Consider the following 16,420-nt stretch of genomic DNA (forward strand, 5'->3'; position numbering starts at 1 on the left):
TCGAGCCCTTATTCCCTGGACCTACGATGTACATCGAGACATGCGGCCCGCAGCCGGAAAACGAAGATGCCCGACTGCACAAGCTCAGGGACCTGGAGGTCGAAGAGCGCAGCAGGCAGGACCCGGTACTGGCCAAGCTGGTGCAGATGACTGCCTCGATGCTCGAAGCGCCCATCGCCTTCATCACCATCGTCGAGAGCGATCGCCAGCTGTTCCGCGCACAGATCGGCGTTGACCTGGAGATCGTCCCGCGCGGCACGGCTTTCTGCGCATTCACCATTCTCGAGCCACGCCTGCTGGAAGTGCCGGACACCACGCTGGACCCGCGCTTCGCCCGCAATCCCCTGGTGTTGAACGCCCCTGGGCTGCGCTACTACGCGGGTTATCCGATTCTTTCCGACGAGGGGCTCGGGTTGGGCAGCCTCTGCATCGCCGATACTTCTCCACGTGCGGCGATGACGGAGAAACATGGCGCGTTCCTCAAGCAGATGGCCGAACTGGTGATGATTCGCCTGGACAACCTGCGCAATGCCACCTATGTCGACCAGCCTACCGGGCTGTACAACCGCACCAAGCTCGAGCAGGACATCAAGGTACTGGTGAGGGAAGCACGCCCCGCGGACCTGGTGGCCGTCGACGTGATCGCTCCCAAGGCGCTCAACGATGTGGTCAAGGCGTTCGGCTACACCTTCGCCAACCAACTGATCCTGGGGATCAAGGACCAGCTGCTGTCGCTGCTGCCGCCCGGGCATAGCCTGTACAAGATCAGCCCTACCCGCTTCGGCTTCCTGCTCGAGCAGGCTGAAACCGGCCCGGCGCTGTATCGTTCGATCCTCGACAATTTCGCCCGGCCATTGGTCAACGATGGTATCCCCCTGCACATGAACATCGGCATCGGTGTGCTGCCGCTGGATCATCGCACCCCGGCCGACCAGGATCACGTGCGCCTGGTGGTCGGCGCCTCGGACAACGCCCGGCTCAAGCGCCTCGGCTGGACGTCCTACCAGCCGGAAATCGATGCGGCCCAGCAGCGTGCCCTGAACCTGGTCAGCGCCCTGTCGGTGGCGATCCAGTCGGGCGAACAGTTCCGCCTCGACTACCAGCCCAAGGTTTCGCTGGTCACCGGCCGCTGCACGGGCGTGGAAGCCCTGCTGCGCTGGACCCACCCGCTGCTGGGCATGATCTCGCCAGCCGAGTTCGTTCCGCTGGCGGAAAAGACCGCCCTGATCGAGGGGTTGAGCTGCATCGTGGTGCGGACCGCGATCGAGCAGGCCGCCGCCTGGCAGCGCCAGGGCATCGTTATCCCGGTCGCCATCAACCTGAGCGTGTCCGACCTGGAAAGCCCCCAGCTGGCCAACCTGATCCTCGAACAGCTCGAGGCCCATCGGCTGGCCAAGCACCTGCTGTCCATCGAGCTGACCGAAAGCTCGCTGATCCGCTCGCCCGACATCGTCTGCAACCAGTTGCACAGGCTGCGCCAGGCGGGCGTGCGAATCGCCATCGACGACTTCGGTTCCGGCTACAGCAACTGGGTGTACCTGCGCGACCTGCCGGCCGAATACGTGAAGGTCGATCGCACCCTGGTGCACAACCTCGCCACCGAGGAAAAGGACCAACGGCTGGTGAGCACCATCATCAACCTGGCTCGCAAGATCGGCTACAAGGTGATCGCCGAAGGGATCGAGACCGAGACGCAGCAGGCCTTGCTGGCCCAGTGGGGGTGCGACGAGGGCCAGGGCTACCTGTTCGCGCGACCCATGGCGGCGGAGGCGTTTGCGGCCTGGTGGGCGGCGCATGGGCAAGGATTGCCGCCGGTGGCTTGCGCGACCGACGGCTAGGCCTGTCGAAAGGCCTCCGTGGCGGCCTTGCTTGTGCGGTTAATGGTAAAAATTGAAGAATCTTCTGAGGATGTCTTCAGTTTCCTTTTTTCGACCGCAAACCCCATCGGATCACTCACCTGGTAGCGGGACCTTTGGCGAAGGTGCAGACAGCAGCGTGTTCCATCGCCTGTTTCGAGTGGTACCTGGCCATCGTCCTGACTACCTGCTGGAACAGTCCAATCTATGATCGACTGCGTGTACAAGCTAACCCGCGAAGCCAGCCTCGAGCGAAAAGATACGCTGGTGACAGCTGCCTATTACCTGAGCGGCATGGCCAAGGCACTGACGGAGGACATGGCCATGGGGCGGCTGCTGGATACGGGTGACAGCGCAAGGTAGGTGGGGCAGGCCAAGGTTGCCGGTGGAGTGATGAATGGCTTTCAAGATGGCGTCGCCTGGTTCTGGGGCCGCAAGGCGACCCCTCGCGGCACGGCGGCCGCTTACGCACGGGCCGTGCAACACCCACCGATGGTGCTGGAAGCACGACCACAAACTGGGAGCGGCTAGCGTCGGGGCGCCGGATCTGTCAGCTCGCCTGCACGATGATCTGGCTCTGCAGATCCTTGACCATCGCCTCGATCGCCGGCTTCATCACTTTGAACTGCTCCGGCGTGCAGACGGCGCTGGGGTGGTCGAAGTGGAAGCGGCGTTCGATCACCACCGCGTTACCGTCTCTGGCGTAGCTGGCACTGTAGCGGATGTCGTCCTGCTCGATGCTCACCGCCTTGGGCACGGCCAGCACGTTCACGGCGCTGGGGAACTCGTAGCGCGAGCGTTCGTGGGTCTCGCCCGAGATGCAGACGAAGCCCTGGGTCCGCTCCTTCTCCGCGGCAAAGCCGTAGACATTCTGCGCAATGCCACCGGCCAGGCTGCTCAACGCCACCACGCCGACGGGGCCTGGCAGGTTGACGAGGTTTTCCGTGTGCCCCTTGATCACGGTCTCGAAGGCACCGCTGTCGAGCATCCGCGTCCTGAACCTGCCAGCGCCACGCTGCCCGTAGGCGGCGAGCACCTTTTGCACCAGTACCTGGCGATCGGGTGTCTTCATCGACTTGACGGCATGCTCGTTGAACGCGCTGGCCCAGCCTTCCACCGTCGAGACGTTGCGCAAATCCGCCGCGCCGTTGTCTGCGACCTTGAACACCAGTTCGCCGACTGCCTTGCCAGGCTGATTGACGGGCGTGTGTCCGAACGTGCCGGTGACGGTCAGCAGTACCTGCTTGTCCAGAGCGGCCGGCGGCAGGTAGCCCGACGCGATCGAAGGGTCGGTGGAATCCAGGTACAGGTCCAGGCTCGGCACGTAGGTGATCACATGGTTCAGCACACCCAGGGTCGGCACCTTGGGGAAGGCGTAGGCATTGCCCAGGTTCATCAGCGCCGGCGTGCTTTCGATGCCTGCTGCCTGCAACAGCGCGCCGAGCAAGGCCACATGGTCCTTGCAGTCACCGTAGCGGTTGTCCAGCACCGTCTGCGGCGAATGCGGCACTACCCCGCCGGCACCGACATAGACCGCCACATAGCGAACGTTCTTGCGCACCCAGTCGCTGAGCGCGAGGGCCTTTTCCCGTGGGCTGGCAGCGTGCTCGGTCAGCTGTCGCGCCAGCGCGCCGATGGCTGGGCTCACCTGCGCTTCGGCCCGGGCCTGGTAGGCCTGGGCGAACTGCCCGAAATCAGCGAAGGTCGAGACCGCCAGGTACTGGCCATAGTCCATGTAGGACACCGCGCTGGTCTCGATACGCGGCCTGGGCGCCGGGACGTAGTCCCAGCGATAGCGGACACGCCCGTCCGCGCCCCGTTCCTGGCTCGCCTTGAAACCTTGCGCCTGGGCATGCAGCGACATGCCGACGGGCATGTCGTAGGTCAGGGCGAAATGCTCGATCGGGTGGAAGCCCGGTACGGTCAGGTCTTCGAAATTGTCGGGAAACAGCGCGGCGAAGCGCTTGCGCTGGTAGTGCAGCACCAACCGGTCGCCCACCGCGACCTCGGGGAAGATGACCACCTTGTTCACCGAGTCCTGGAACATCGGTGCTCGCGAGGAGGCAGGCTCCTGCTGTTCCTTGATGTGCGCGGCGTCGACCTTGATCTTGCGGCCATCGGGCTTCTGGGTGAACGCCTCGATCACCTCCAGCGTCTCGAGCGAACGGTTGTAGCTCAGCGGGCGCTGGGCGACGGCCTGGATGCCGCGCTCTTCGTCGATTCGCGAAACGGTTTCGACGTCCTGACGGAAACTGCCGTCGGGCTGCACGACGAAGCGCTGGATGGCCTTTTCCAGGGTGACCGAGCGGTCGGTACCATCGGCCCGGGCCTGCGCGAGCGCAGACCAGGCCAGCACCATCATCGATACGCCAGCGACACGAAGCGCAGCGCGATAAAACGACTTGAACATGAAGATCCTTTTCTACAAGACAAACAAGACTGCAGCCGGTAATGATACGCACTTGCGACCATCGCCTGTAGGGCAAAATGACAGGCCTCGCCGGTTCAGCTTGTGTCCGATGCCCAATGCGACGTGCTATCGTTGCGCGCGGCTCAAGCCCTACCAGGCTGTCGGCGTTTCGCCACTGGCAGAACAAGGCGCGGCAGGTGGCGGCTGGAGACGATTGCGGATCGACCGACCCGGGCCGGCCTCATGATCAGGAAAACTTCGTGACTCATACGCTGCGCGATGATCGCCATCCTTGGCCGGTCTTTCTGGTCTTTCTGCGTCTCGGGTTGACCGCCTTTGGTGGCCCGGTCGCCCATCTGGGGTACTTTCGCGAAGAATTCGTGGTGCGCCGGCGCTGGCTGAGCGAGCTCGACTATGCCGACCTCGTCGCCCTGTGCCAGTTTCTCCCAGGACCGGCCAGCAGTCAGGTCGGCATGGCGCTTGGCCTGTTTCGCTGTGGTCATGCCGGCATGCTGGCCGCGTGGATAGGGTTCACCCTGCCTTCGGCGATCGCCCTGGTATTCTTCGCCCTAAGCACCGGCGCATACGAGGCCGCAGTGCCTCGTGGCGTATTGCACGGCTTGAAGGTGGTAGCCGTGGCAGTCGTCTCGCAAGCGGTCTGGGGCATGGCTCGCAACCTGTGCCCCGATGTACCGCGCATCACCTTGATGGCAGCCGCCGCATGCATGGTCATCCTGTTCCCGTCGGCATGGGCTCAGGCAGGCGTGATCGGCCTGGCCGCAGCCATCGGTCTCTTGGCGTTCAGGCCTGGGCCAGTGGCGGCCCACGAGCACCTGCCGATCCCTGTCGGACGTCGTGCAGGCCTGGCCTGGCTGACGCTTTTCCTGGTCCTGCTGCTGGGCTTGCCGCTGCTGGCGGTGTGGCTGCCGAGCCAGACGCTGTCACTGATCGATACTTTCTACCGTGCCGGTTCCCTGGTGTTCGGTGGTGGGCATGTGGTGTTACCGCTGCTACAGGCGCAAGTCGTGCTTGCGGGCTGGGTCGACAACGATACCTTCCTGGCAGGCTACGGTGCCGCCCAGGCCGTGCCAGGCCCTCTGTTCACCTTCGCCTCGTTCGTCGGTGCCTCGATGAATCAGGCGCCCGCCGGCTGGCTAGGCGGCCTGGTCTGCTTGCTGGCCATCTTCGCGCCCTCCTTCCTGCTGGTCTTGGGGGTCTTGCCGTTCTGGACCCAGCTGCGGAAAAACGTCCACATGCGCGCGGCCATGCTCGGCATCAACGCGGCCGTGGTCGGCCTGCTTCTCGCCGCCTTGCATGATCCGGTCTGGACCAGCGCGATCCTCTCGCCACGGGACTTCGGCCTGGCGCTGGTAGCACTGGTGGCCTTGATGTTCTGGAAGTGCCCGCCTTGGCTGGTGGTGCTCGCAGGTGCTGGCGTGGGCGGGTTGCTAGGCAGCGCTGGGTAAGGCGGTCGGCGCCGCGCCGAGACGCACGTGGTAGAGGGTATCGGCGTGCGAGGCCTTGCGGCCAGGCACGCTGGTGCTGCCTGTCAGTGCGAATGCCGTGGCATCCCACCCTCCCTTGCAATCACACGCATATGCAAGGTCGCCGGCTCCAGGCAACCGCCGGTGGAGAGCTGGCCCACCAGTTGCCGGTGCAGCTCTTGCCAAGGCGTCTGCGAGGCTGGGATGGACGGCTTCCAGGCTGCGCGGCGGCGCGCCATTTCGGCTTCATCCACAAGCAAGTCGACGCGCCTCTGGTTGAGGTCGATGCGCAGCACATCGTTGGTTTGCAACAAGGCCAGGCCGCCGCCTACCGCTGCCTCTGGCGACATGTTGAGAATCGATGGGCTGGCCGAGGTACCACTTTGCCGACCGTCGCCCAGACAAGGCAGCGAGTCGACGCCACGCTTGATCAGTGCAGCTGGCGGCGCCATGTTGACCACTTCGGCACTGCCTGGATAACCCACGGTGCCAGCGCCACGGATCACCAAGATGCAACGCTCGTCGATATCCAGCGAAGGGTCGTCGATGCGGGCGTGATAATCCTCCGGACCTTCGAACACGATCGCCCGAGCGTCGAAACTGTTCTCCTTGCCCGGCTCGGCCAGATAGGTCTTGCGGAAGGCCTCGCCAACCACCGACATCTTCATGATCGCACTGTCGAAGAAATTGCCGCTGAGCAGTACTGACGCGGTTGCCGGCGCAGAAGACCAACGAAATTGCTAAACTGTTACCCCACACTTGGCGTATGGATGCGACCATCAGCTAGTTGAGTGCTCTAAGCACTATTGATGAGGTAAACATGGAAGTTAGGCAAATCACCCTCAATGACCTTAACGGATTCTATGCGCTTTTTTGTGAAGTGAATGCCGAAGGTCGTTACTCAGCTCGCTCAACCCCGCCTCCTCTAGAAGCAATAGAGCGAGCGTTAATCGAGGTTGTAAAAAGATCTTGGCCTGTATACGTAACCGAGCATGAGGGGCAAATAGTAGGCTCGGCAGAAGCCTACCCAGAAAGCTTCTGCCGACCTGGTGGTAGCGATAGCATCGGGATTCTAGGGATGCAAGTGAAGCGAGAACATCGTCGCAATGGCCATGGTTCTGCTCTGCTTTCAGTTGTGATCAAGCATTGCCGAGGTGCCGGCTTCACCTCGGTGGACCTCAGTGTCTTTGAATCAAACAAGCCTGCCAGATCGCTTTACGAAAAGCTTGGTTTTGCCCGCCTTGAAGACCTCCCACCATGCACGCTTCCGTGTGGCAAGATTGAACAGCCCATCAAAATGCGGCTTGCGCTCTGATCGTCCTTTGGAGACTGGAATCAGGGCCGACATTGCCAATGGGGTAATGACTAGACGCTTACTCGACTTATCCCAAACGTTACCCCTAAATCGGCTGGCAGCTGCCGGGCTCCGACGGAACGCCATAACAAAAAAACCCGCCAGAAGGCGGGTTTTACGGGGGTTCCAGAGATTTTGGTAGCCTTCGCTGGAACCTGAACTGGTGCGGAGACAGGAGTCAAACCTGAAGGAGCTGAGCCAATAAAATAGGGCAACACAACAAGTACAGATTCGAGAAAGGCACTCATTAGGGTACTCGATTCTGCCGCTCCAAGCGGTCGTCAAATCCAAAGCATGGGCGTGCCCGGAGGCCGGAAAGACCGGAATCGAACCGGGACACTGAGATCAACAAAATCTCCGGCGCCGTATTGAGCCATCTGTTCAAGCTCCAAAAAGCAGCAGCAGGTTGCGTTGGGCCATTTAAGGTAATCTCCTCTTTTCTGATACCGTCAGCTGGGCAATCTGGGGCCGTTGGTCATCTTGATTAACGCTGTAGAGCTTAAGCTCAGCCACTAATGAGATTGAAAGATGGAAGCGTTTGCAGTTAGATGCATGAGCCTATTACAGGATAACTGGGCTTCATTCCTGGCGTACATAATAGGCATATCAGCAACAAGCTTGAATGCGATGCAAGCCTGGGTAAAAGATAATGGGTTTTGGTACCAACTAACCTTATCGCTATCTTCAGCATTAATTTTTTATTTGGCTTTTAATATCATACCTCAACGGCTACGAAAGCGAAAACTTCGACTACTGATAGTGAGAGATCTAAAGAAGCTGAAGCAAGACCTATTTTTCATTTTTTGCACCGTCATGCAGGAAAATGTTTATAATTCCGCAGGCTCTTTCCAGACTTCTATCAGTAGCGGCAAGCTTCGACGAAAAGAAATGTATCTCGGGGCGCAGAACAAATGCTTCGAAAAAGATTGCCAAAACGACCCTAAAATATCAGCGATGCTTTTCCCAATAGATGATAAGCTTAGAAAGCTAAGCGCATCCGCCATTGAGCAAATAGATAAAATCTTCAACTTAAGCGAATTCGCCTCAACAAAAGAGTTAACACTGATTGAGGACATTCGCAGCCAGCTAAACAAATACTCGCTTGAACCGGAGCCCAGCCCCTTTAAGCCTGTGATCTCTAATTGCGCCTATCTGGTCTACGCTTATTACCCTCTCTACCTGCTTTTTAATAAGCTCTCGGATGGTTTGAGAAACGAGAAATGCATATCGTCCGACGATTTCTACTCGATAGCGGCGGAATATAAAAATAGGGGAGAGTACGAGAAAAGCATCAAGGCGTTTCGTCAAGCTAAAAAACGAGGCTACTCCAATCCCGGCATCGAACTCCAAATTGCGACGTGTTACCACTTCCTCAACAAGCCATATAAATTCCACAAAGAATTGAAACAAGCATTCAAGAACGGCCCTCCATATAACTCTCTAGTATCCTGCAGATCAACAATAATGGAGATATCAAACGATAGCGTAGCGCTAGAAATTATTAAACAGTCAGCAAGTGCTGACCAGTACGACGAAATGCTCAAAGTCTTGGAAAGTGAGCGTCTCGCCAAGGAGAGTTTCATAAACCAAAATTTATATCTATCAGAATATTTTTCAACGCTCAGCCCCGGCTATCAAACGGCGGATCAAATTAACGACTAGTTGACTACTGATCCGCTGCTGATTTCATCGTTCCCACGAGCCTTAGGAAGACCAGCTTAGTCCTAGTGAAAATTCCTACTTCTGGCCAAATGCCGCCAATTCAACTGGCGGCTTGGTCCCTGTTTCTTCCATTACTGACCGGCGCCAGCGGGTTAACTGTCGGTACTGCAGCCGGTAAATGCATAATTACTTGGGTGAGCACCCACCGAGTACTCACCTTTGAAAGAAACACGGCCCTCCGTGCCCCTGGTCAGTCTCTTTTTTTCCTCAAACAGGCACCTGTCTCGCCAATAGTTGCGGCTCTTCTCAGGTTCGCAAGAAGATCAGCTTCGCTGACCTTTCCATTCCTCACGCTTGTGAGCTCTGCCTTTTTGAGCCAAAGATGACCATCCTTACTCTTGTTAGGAATGACGGTGATGACAATATCGACTGCCGGGCTACCTGAAAACGTTCCCGACACCTCTGGCTTGGTGAAGTTGAAGGTAAGCTCATCATCGTCTGTTGCAGAGACGCTTTGAGCGGCGACAATCGGGGCTCCTGCCCGCGCCGCGATTGGAAATTTAGCCGAATAAAGTGCAGTGCCGTTGTGTACCTGCTTGGTTATCTCCAAAAAGTATTGCTCCCGATCCGTGGCGTTGGACGGCGTCGTGCAGTCCTCACCCTCTGCGGCGAAATACTTTCCCTCGAACGCATAATCGCCCTGCCAACATCCAGCTACAGACACAGATACCATAGCCAGTAACGCCAATTTCCATTGCTTCACCCAGCACGCTCCTTGATGACAATGTGCCATTATTCCATTTACCTCTCGCCAAAGCTACGGCATACGCCTACAGCATTGAGTTGCTGCACAAACAGTTGGCAGCGTAATTCGTCCAGACATAAAAGCGCCGGCATCCAGTACAGGCGGATGACGGAGCCCTCCGTGGCCACAATGACCCGACGCGCTGCCATCTGCCTCCACGACCAGGAGGGAAACATCGCAGAGAGCACCAGAAGCTCCTGCAGATCGGCTTGCATCATGGTTTGCGCTCGCCATTCGTTTCTCGACGCTCAATCCACTCGGCCACTCCCCACAACCCCGCGCCTAGTACTGCGAGAACGACGATCAACCATAGGGGAACCAAACGGTGAGCCCCCAGCCAAAAACCCGCGCCGGCACACACAACTGTGACCCAAAACTGCTTCATACCGACCTCCAGCCTCATTTGAAGCCGAAGTTACCTCCATCTCAGGGTGTGTCATTGCGCTTTAGAAAAAATGCTGAGTTCCCCCAGTGGGATTTGGGGATGCCGTAACGATTTCTTGAGAGGCCGCGAGGTGCGCCAGGGAAATATCAGGGTGCCACAGGGTATGAAGATGAATCCTAACGGCCTGTCACTGGTGCGGCAGTGGCGCCATTAGTTGGCACGAATACATGTCGATGGTAGCGCTAGGTTTCGAGGGGATCATTGACGGGCAGCCCAGGTGTGACTCACTGGCATGCCGAAGACGAAGCGGTGCGGCCTAGTACCGGGGCGGGACGAAACTTGAGATTTCTGCCGGGGACATGCAGCAGCGCTAGAGCTCCTGCGAAATGGGGGGCTTATGCAGACGCGCCCCACTGAACGTGGCGTCATCATCTGCACCAGGGTGGTCAACGCCGCCCCTCCTGCCCAAACTCTACTTGTTAGGTTTCGGGGGGTTTAGCGACCACCCCGCACCTTGACTACTTGGCCGAGGTGGTGGAATCGAGCTAGGTCCCACCGGATTGGCAGACCGTGGGGCCGTTGGAGACGCTCCAGCGCCGGTCTGTGGGCTCGAACCACCCCCGCCTCGTGATGAAGCCGCAGCACTTATCCCCGCCAATTTAGAACCCAACATGGCAACGCCAACTGCTTTCATAGCGAAGCGGCCCGCATCACTAGCTGTAGCCACGGCGCCTGACAGGCTGCCCGCCAGGCCTCCCAACGAAACGCCTAGCATACTCGAAGTAATCCACGTGGAAAGGCCAAGCGATACGGCAGCTACGGCTGACATCAATCCACGAAGACCATCGTAATCAGCCCCTACTCCAGTCCATCCACTCGCGGCTCCCGCCTGCGCTACGGCTACAGCAGCCATAGTTTGTGAGATCGCAACGGTGATCATCTGGGCGGTCATAACCGCGATGACCGGCAGAAGGAGTAGAGATAGCCAATTAACGAGTATCGTAGCACCCCGCAGTGGCGCGAGCAGCAGGAAAAGCGGGGCAAGGATCAAGACAATCCAGAACAACCAAGCCGACATGATGACATATCCCGGCAACAGCGTTTGCAGGTCCAGCCAGCTACTGAAATTTTTGAACATCTGCGCAGCGGCCAAGATTCCACCGGCGACCTCGGTGTCACCAGCCGACATCCCCGTCGTTCTCTCTAGAGAACGAGCCATGAATCGTTGCCATGCCACGGCGGTACTGACCGCTCCAACCTCCGCGCTGACTCGCTGCCCTCCCGCAATGACCTGACCTGAGTCGCGCAGCGCTTGGTAGGCCTGCTCTGCCCCCATCTGCGCGATCTGGTACGCCTCTACACAGCTGGATGGCCGAAACATGATTCCCTGATCATCCCCGACGATTGTCGATTTCTGATTAGGCATTTTGCTGATTGGCAAATAGGACGGCGTCGCATCATCTTGACCTGCAAGCCTTGCAGCCCAATGTGACTGAGTTGGCAACGCATAGCTGCTCCCCATGAATGGGCCTGCCGTTTCTAAAGCCCGTATACCCGCTTCTCGGCGTGACTGGATAGCTCTCTGATCGAGCACACGCTCCAAACCTGTACGAGCAGCCCCTCCTCCCAGCAAGTAGGCCCCCCAACCGCCATTTTCTTCAGCGGAGCCAAAAACATATGTCCATGCACCTCCGAGACCGGTACGCGCCTGCGCAATGAGACCAACTTCCTTATCAGGAATCCCAAGTCCGCCGCCGCCCAACAGGCCAATGGCATGCAACGCCTCCACCTTGGCTGCATGCTCAGGCCCTGCTAGCTCAGCCGGTGCTGGGGCACAACTGGCGTTGTAATCCCTGATCAGCCGGTCGAGATCGCTACCCGCAAACACATCCGCTGAGCGCCCAACCATATTGTCGATTGCCGCCTGCGCTGGGACGATGGTGCCGGCCACAGTTTGGTCGCTCAAAACCTGGTCAAATGCCTGCCGGTACATCACGTGTATCGCCATGACAACTTTAAGCGGAACCGCTTGGACCTCGATCATTCGTACTGACGCGCCACTTGGAAGCGTCACAGTCGCCGGTCTCATTCCATACGCCAATAGCAGGAAAATTAGGACACCGGCAAAAAACGTACGCCCTGCACCTTCACCCAACCGCAGCACAACCAGCAGTAGCCAGCCGATCCCCACCACTACGATCAGTTCAGTGCTCGTCTCATTGAGCGCAACGAACAGCGGTTCGGTAGCGGTCATGATCGTCAAAGCGACGTTCTCCCATAGACCGAATACCCAGTTGAACCCTGCAAAATCCTCAGCCGACGCGACACTCATCAAACAGCCCGCCGCCGAATTATCCAGCTCCGAAGGGCCAAACCAATCCTGGCGGCCCACAAACCAAACCAGATCAGACACAGTGCAAAACCGAGCAGGATGAAATACTGGGCCGCAGGTGCAGCTAACAAATTGCCCGTGCGTTGAACGGCATCATACTGTTCCACCACGTGCTGACCGTATGGCCGCATAACTGCCGCAGCGAACAAGTGCAGCAGGCCAAGAACTGGCCCGAGGACGATGCCAGCCCTACCAACCCACTTTGTGGCAAAAGGCATCCGCAGGTGCATTGAATCCAGAAAAATCCTCAGTTTCATGCTCACATCTCTCCGGTAAAAAGGTAGAACGACCTCCAGCCTATCGCTCCCCTTCCTGCGTCTCCACTCAACTCGATGTAGTTACTACCGTCTCGATTTTTGGCGCCTATGTGCCCGCTATGTAACGCGCCTAAACGGCGCTCTACATAGCGGGCACACTCGACCATTCCGATTTGACGCAACAAATACAACGCAGCGACATTGCGTTGTCTGCCCATCCTCATTTTCGTAAGCTGATTGGGAACCAAACCGCACTGCCCGGAAGTTTCGTTACCCGTGTGATTCATGGGTTGAGACAGTGGCAGGGGGCTCGGCCTGCGTCATCGCGGGCACTAGCCCATCGGTCACACCCGCGTCATCGCATGTGTGCCCGGCCCAACGCCGACTGCGTGTCGGGACCATCAACAACCAACCACTTGAGGAGAGAAGACAACCCAGCATGGTCAGCCAGACCCAATGGCAACCGAACCTGAGCGGACACTTAGGAACTCACTCGGAGAATCCGAGTAGGCGTGAACAGTCCCGCCTGCATCTCATGCCAAGGGGGGCGAACAGGCACACAACGAACCATCCACGGATGGTGTGTCGCTGAACCGGCAACGGTCAGGAGTTCTTACATCTGATAGAGAGAATCCCATGAGCGAATTCGATGCGCAGAGCATTACTGCACGCCTCAAGGCCGAATCTAGGATTCGGAGAAAGCCCCGAACCTATGCCCAACGTCGCTCATTGCTGGATAACTACAAGTACGAGCTGTTGCAGCTTGATTCAGCAGGCTGCAATGGCACCGAATTGCAACGCTGGATAGCAGAAAAAGGCATCAAGATTCAGCGTTCGACAGTGCACCGATGGCTACATCGGAATCGCCTGAGTGGCTAAGTTTGCCAAGCCTGCAAAACAAGCCGCGTCCGTGATGAAAAGCCTCCAAGGCTCTCACATCCGCTCAGTGGGTACCGTTCGCAATTATGAGCAACGCTTGGTGCGCATTACCGCTTACCTTCAGGAGCATCGACTCGGCAGCCTCCGTGAAATGATCCCCGCCCGCGCCCTTGAGTACCTCCGCCATAGGGCGACCATCGTTGGCCAGAAAACCTTGGATATGGAGCGCCAGGCTCTGCAAGCCATGATGCAGCATGTCACTCACCAGCTACCACCGGGCCATACCCTTGAAGTCATCAAGAGCACCGCAATAGGTCGCACAGGAACGACAAACCATCCTGCCTTGGGCCGTAGGCTGGCTGATCAAACGAGAGCCTACAACGGCGAGCAAATGTCATTGATTGCAGCTCGTCAAGCTCCCCACAACGCCCTGGCGACAGAGATCGCGTATGCCGCAGGCCTCCGTGCCCATGAGCTACTCGGCCTTCGCAGAACGCACCAACGCGTACCGGATCAACGTCCTGCGCATGGGATGAAGTTTTCAGGAATTCGCGAATCGACCATCAGCTACACCGTTCACGGCAAAGGTGGGCTGATCCGCGAAGTCCGCATTCCAATCCCCCTAGCCCAGCGACTGGAAAGAACCCGGCTGACAGAGCCACGAACTGTCAAAGATCGAGGAATCAACTACCAACAGTTTTACGAGATTGGCGGTGGTCAGCCGTGGAGCAAAAGCGTAAGCGCAGCTTCCAAAGCAGCACTCGGGTGGACGAACGGCGCACATGGGCTGCGGCATACCTACGCCCAGGAACGCATGGCGAAATTGCAAAGCCACTTAACGCGAAGGCAGGCACTGGCCGTAGTTTCGCAAGAAATGGGCCACTTCCGGCCGGAAATTACAGAGGTTTACCTGCGTTGAGAATAAATTTCGACCCTACGTGGATCAGCAGCAGCTTGCTCTTCGTGATTGGCGTAGCGGTGATCGTAATTGGTGTTTTGGCAGCGATGCTCTTGGAAGGCAAAAAATGCAGAGCGCGACTCAAGGCCACCCTCGACGCAAGCGTCGAGCGGCATAAAGCTCTGCTTAGGGAGCACAGCGACGCACTCAAAGAGATGGAACTACACCACATTGGCCATGCTTCTGGCATTTCCAAACGTCACCATCAAGAGATTGAAAGCTTGCGTGACATCCTTGCCATTTCTGACCAAGACCGAGACGTAGCATTGAGAGCCGCCTACAGAGACCAAGATCAGGTCCGACTGATGCAAGATCGGCTGGATCAAGTCACTGCATTGATGGAGTCATGGGCCTCTGGCTGCGACGAAACAGCTTGCGCCGTAAGACATGCTCTCAGGGCCCAGCGCTCTCGCGAATTTCACCATCTCCCATAGGCCCATTCATGGATCACCGCGCCACCTTACTAAACCAAGTGCCTGACAAAGGTTCGTAAACCATCATTGGGAACCTCACAGGCTCAGCCGAAACGGCAGGGATTAGAATTGATTAATAATAGATTAGTGCGCACAGCAACAATCGCTGCACCCCTTATATTTACTGGGCTAGAGCGCTATTCCACAGTCGAGTTCACGGGGTGATAGAACGGTATATCATGGGTGTTGGTACGGCATCGCAGGGGTCTTGGAACGGTAGCTTAGGGTGCAGGAACGGTAAGGTAGGGGCGCTGGAACGGCATGGTTCGGGGGTACTGGAACGGTATTAGCGCTTTTTGGCCAAATGGCGCTGCTGAGAAGCGCTTGGCGTGGTGTTAACTTGTACAAGATTTCCTTTAAAAGTATAACTAAGCGGCTGCCCATCTGCAGCACTAGCACTCACCACACATTCAAGCGAACGGCGCAAGTCTTTTTTGAAATCAGACAATGACTTTGCACGACTCCTACATAATTGATGCAAGGTCTCAACCTTATAATCATAAGGTTTTGCATGCGATGAATAAAACCCATGCAACCATTGAGCTAGCGGCTTTCCATGCAGCGCTTGGCGTACAGACCAATTCACATTGGTATACTGTTTTCCATTGAAAAGCACATGAAGCTTGGAATTCAAGCGAATGACGTACAAACGCTTACTCCGCTCGCTCTGCCCCCGATAGACCTCATGAATCAAACTCCCTTCATATGAATATCCACCCACTTCAATCTGCAAGGCGGTAGCTTTAAGTCTACTAATACATGCTTCTAGATCTTTTCTGTTTTTCCCCGAGTCTGTTTTGCCTAGCAACTTTAAAAGCCGGTAAGCTGTGACCTTACACTCCGAGCCCAACCCCTGTTCTTGCGCCTGGTGCAAGACTGCCCCCCAAACATTCAAGTCTCCCTGATCAAGTATCGCTCCAGTATAAACCATACTGATTCCACCCAATGAGCAAACCTTGACTCGCTCTAGATATGGCCGATCCCCAATCTTTTCAATCGACCCAACCCCAAATAGCGCTGAGCGAAGAATTACATTAGGAATGGGACGTACCGTCTCGGGGCATTTTGGTAGTGAGACAACCTCATCGTCGACCTCGACTACCTTGTGCCTCGCGATGGATCGTTTATGATCTTTCTCTGCGACGGATCGTTTAAAATTTTTCTCTATGTTTACAAAAACACGAGCCGGTAACGGTGACATGCTTGCACTCATTGCGGAGAAGTAGCTGCATTGATCTTCTCGGCCACCCAGGCGCAAACTTGCTCGGCGGGCCAAGCTACAGAGTTCGCCCCAAGGGAAATACCGGCGGGAAACTCTCCAGCCCGGATCAGGCGATAGATCTGAGATTTGCTAAGTCCTACCAGAGCACAGACGCCAGGCAAGCGCAGCAGTAGAGGTGAGATAGGTTGACTAGCCATCGGGACGGGTCTCCTTGGGACCGGGTTGGATGGCTAGGTATTCAATGGCACATCGAACGAAGAAGCATGGGAATCCCCGTGTTTTC

13 protein-coding genes and 1 pseudogene are annotated in these 16,420 nt (G+C 57.3%); 7 read left to right on the forward strand and 7 right to left on the reverse strand.

From position 1 onward, the window contains the following. Positions 1 to 26 precede the first annotated feature (26 nt). Together ACY8GK_RS12755 and ACY8GK_RS12760 are read left to right on the forward strand one after the other, a co-directional pair. Positions 27 to 1,838: a putative bifunctional diguanylate cyclase/phosphodiesterase gene (locus tag ACY8GK_RS12755; protein WP_196176827.1), complete on the forward strand. Its 1,812-nt coding sequence runs from the start codon at positions 27 to 29 to the stop codon at positions 1,836 to 1,838. Between the two features lie 225 nt (positions 1,839 to 2,063). Continuing rightward, on the forward strand, positions 2,064 to 2,219 hold the full coding sequence (locus ACY8GK_RS12760) for a DUF3077 domain-containing protein (protein WP_230375677.1): 156 nt from the start codon (positions 2,064 to 2,066) through the stop codon (positions 2,217 to 2,219). 187 nt (positions 2,220 to 2,406) lie between these two features. Here ACY8GK_RS12760 and ACY8GK_RS12765 read toward each other — a convergent pair whose 3' ends face one another. Further along, positions 2,407 to 4,266, reverse strand: a complete 1,860-nt coding sequence (locus ACY8GK_RS12765) for a DUF3857 domain-containing transglutaminase family protein (protein ID WP_462401384.1) — start codon at positions 4,264 to 4,266, stop codon at positions 2,407 to 2,409. A 260-nt stretch (positions 4,267 to 4,526) separates the two neighbouring features. On the opposite strand from ACY8GK_RS12765, the gene chrA reads away from it, so the two are divergent. Next, complete coding sequence (gene chrA, locus ACY8GK_RS12770; RefSeq protein ID WP_462401385.1) at positions 4,527 to 5,732, forward strand: chromate efflux transporter; 1,206 nt, start codon at positions 4,527 to 4,529, stop codon at positions 5,730 to 5,732. 83 nt (positions 5,733 to 5,815) lie between these two features. Here the strand turns inward: chrA and ACY8GK_RS12775 are convergent. Continuing rightward, positions 5,816 to 6,454, reverse strand: a pseudogene (locus ACY8GK_RS12775) (IlvD/Edd family dehydratase); the annotation flags it as partial. 116 nt (positions 6,455 to 6,570) lie between these two features. On the opposite strand from ACY8GK_RS12775, the gene ACY8GK_RS12780 reads away from it, so the two are divergent. Further along, positions 6,571 to 7,065: an N-acetyltransferase family protein gene (locus tag ACY8GK_RS12780; RefSeq protein WP_462401386.1), complete on the forward strand. Its 495-nt coding sequence runs from the start codon at positions 6,571 to 6,573 to the stop codon at positions 7,063 to 7,065. Between the two features lie 567 nt (positions 7,066 to 7,632). Beyond that, positions 7,633 to 8,766, forward strand: coding sequence for a hypothetical protein (locus ACY8GK_RS12785; protein WP_462401387.1), 1,134 nt, complete (start codon positions 7,633 to 7,635; stop codon positions 8,764 to 8,766). A 250-nt stretch (positions 8,767 to 9,016) separates the two neighbouring features. On the opposite strand, the gene ACY8GK_RS12790 is transcribed toward ACY8GK_RS12785, so the two are convergent. The 3 genes from ACY8GK_RS12790 to ACY8GK_RS12800 all read right to left on the reverse strand — a co-directional run bounded on the left by ACY8GK_RS12790 (position 9,017) and on the right by ACY8GK_RS12800 (position 12,605). After that, the gene (locus ACY8GK_RS12790; protein WP_462401388.1) at positions 9,017 to 9,529 is read right to left on the reverse strand and encodes a hypothetical protein; all 513 of its coding nucleotides are present in this window, start codon (positions 9,527 to 9,529) and stop codon (positions 9,017 to 9,019) included. A gap of 899 nt (positions 9,530 to 10,428) precedes the next feature. After that, the gene (locus ACY8GK_RS12795) at positions 10,429 to 12,288 is read right to left on the reverse strand and encodes a hypothetical protein (protein ID WP_462401389.1); all 1,860 of its coding nucleotides are present in this window, start codon (positions 12,286 to 12,288) and stop codon (positions 10,429 to 10,431) included. Continuing rightward, positions 12,288 to 12,605: a hypothetical protein gene (locus tag ACY8GK_RS12800; protein ID WP_462401390.1), complete on the reverse strand. Its 318-nt coding sequence runs from the start codon at positions 12,603 to 12,605 to the stop codon at positions 12,288 to 12,290. The genes ACY8GK_RS12795 and ACY8GK_RS12800 overlap by 1 nt, the downstream gene beginning before the upstream one ends. A 636-nt stretch (positions 12,606 to 13,241) precedes the next feature. On the opposite strand from ACY8GK_RS12800, the gene ACY8GK_RS12805 reads away from it, so the two are divergent. Together ACY8GK_RS12805 and ACY8GK_RS12810 are read left to right on the forward strand one after the other, a co-directional pair. Continuing rightward, positions 13,242 to 13,484 carry a hypothetical protein gene (locus tag ACY8GK_RS12805; RefSeq protein WP_008091975.1) on the forward strand — a complete coding sequence of 81 codons (243 nt, stop codon included), beginning with the start codon at positions 13,242 to 13,244 and terminating at the stop codon, positions 13,482 to 13,484. Further along, on the forward strand, positions 13,477 to 14,403 hold the full coding sequence (locus tag ACY8GK_RS12810) for a site-specific integrase (protein ID WP_462401391.1): 927 nt from the start codon (positions 13,477 to 13,479) through the stop codon (positions 14,401 to 14,403). Before ACY8GK_RS12805 ends, ACY8GK_RS12810 begins: the two co-directional genes overlap by 8 nt. Positions 14,404 to 15,201: 798 nt before the next feature. On the opposite strand, the gene trfA is transcribed toward ACY8GK_RS12810, so the two are convergent. Then, complete coding sequence (gene trfA, locus ACY8GK_RS12815) at positions 15,202 to 16,116, reverse strand: plasmid replication initiator TrfA (RefSeq protein ID WP_462401392.1); 915 nt, start codon at positions 16,114 to 16,116, stop codon at positions 15,202 to 15,204. Between the two features lie 8 nt (positions 16,117 to 16,124). Beyond that, positions 16,125 to 16,334: a helix-turn-helix transcriptional regulator gene (locus ACY8GK_RS12820; RefSeq protein ID WP_462401393.1), complete on the reverse strand. Its 210-nt coding sequence runs from the start codon at positions 16,332 to 16,334 to the stop codon at positions 16,125 to 16,127. Positions 16,335 to 16,420: the final 86 nt, after the last annotated feature.

This window comes from Pseudomonas sp. Marseille-QA0332 (genome assembly GCF_054950175.1).

Coding starts and splice junctions, on each gene's coding strand:
- ACY8GK_RS12755 (WP_196176827.1), top strand. CDS start 27: ATGTACATCGAGACATGCGGCCCGCAGCCGGAAAACGAAGATGCCCGA.
- ACY8GK_RS12760 (WP_230375677.1), top strand. CDS start 2,064: ATGATCGACTGCGTGTACAAGCTAACCCGCGAAGCCAGCCTCGAGCGA.
- ACY8GK_RS12765 (WP_462401384.1), bottom strand. CDS start 4,266: ATGTTCAAGTCGTTTTATCGCGCTGCGCTTCGTGTCGCTGGCGTATCG.
- ACY8GK_RS12780 (WP_462401386.1), top strand. CDS start 6,571: ATGGAAGTTAGGCAAATCACCCTCAATGACCTTAACGGATTCTATGCG.
- ACY8GK_RS12785 (WP_462401387.1), top strand. CDS start 7,633: ATGGAAGCGTTTGCAGTTAGATGCATGAGCCTATTACAGGATAACTGG.
- ACY8GK_RS12795 (WP_462401389.1), bottom strand. CDS start 12,288: ATGAGTGTCGCGTCGGCTGAGGATTTTGCAGGGTTCAACTGGGTATTC.
- ACY8GK_RS12800 (WP_462401390.1), bottom strand. CDS start 12,605: ATGAAACTGAGGATTTTTCTGGATTCAATGCACCTGCGGATGCCTTTT.
- ACY8GK_RS12805 (WP_008091975.1), top strand. CDS start 13,242: ATGAGCGAATTCGATGCGCAGAGCATTACTGCACGCCTCAAGGCCGAA.
- trfA (WP_462401392.1), bottom strand. CDS start 16,116: ATGTCACCGTTACCGGCTCGTGTTTTTGTAAACATAGAGAAAAATTTT.
- ACY8GK_RS12820 (WP_462401393.1), bottom strand. CDS start 16,334: ATGGCTAGTCAACCTATCTCACCTCTACTGCTGCGCTTGCCTGGCGTC.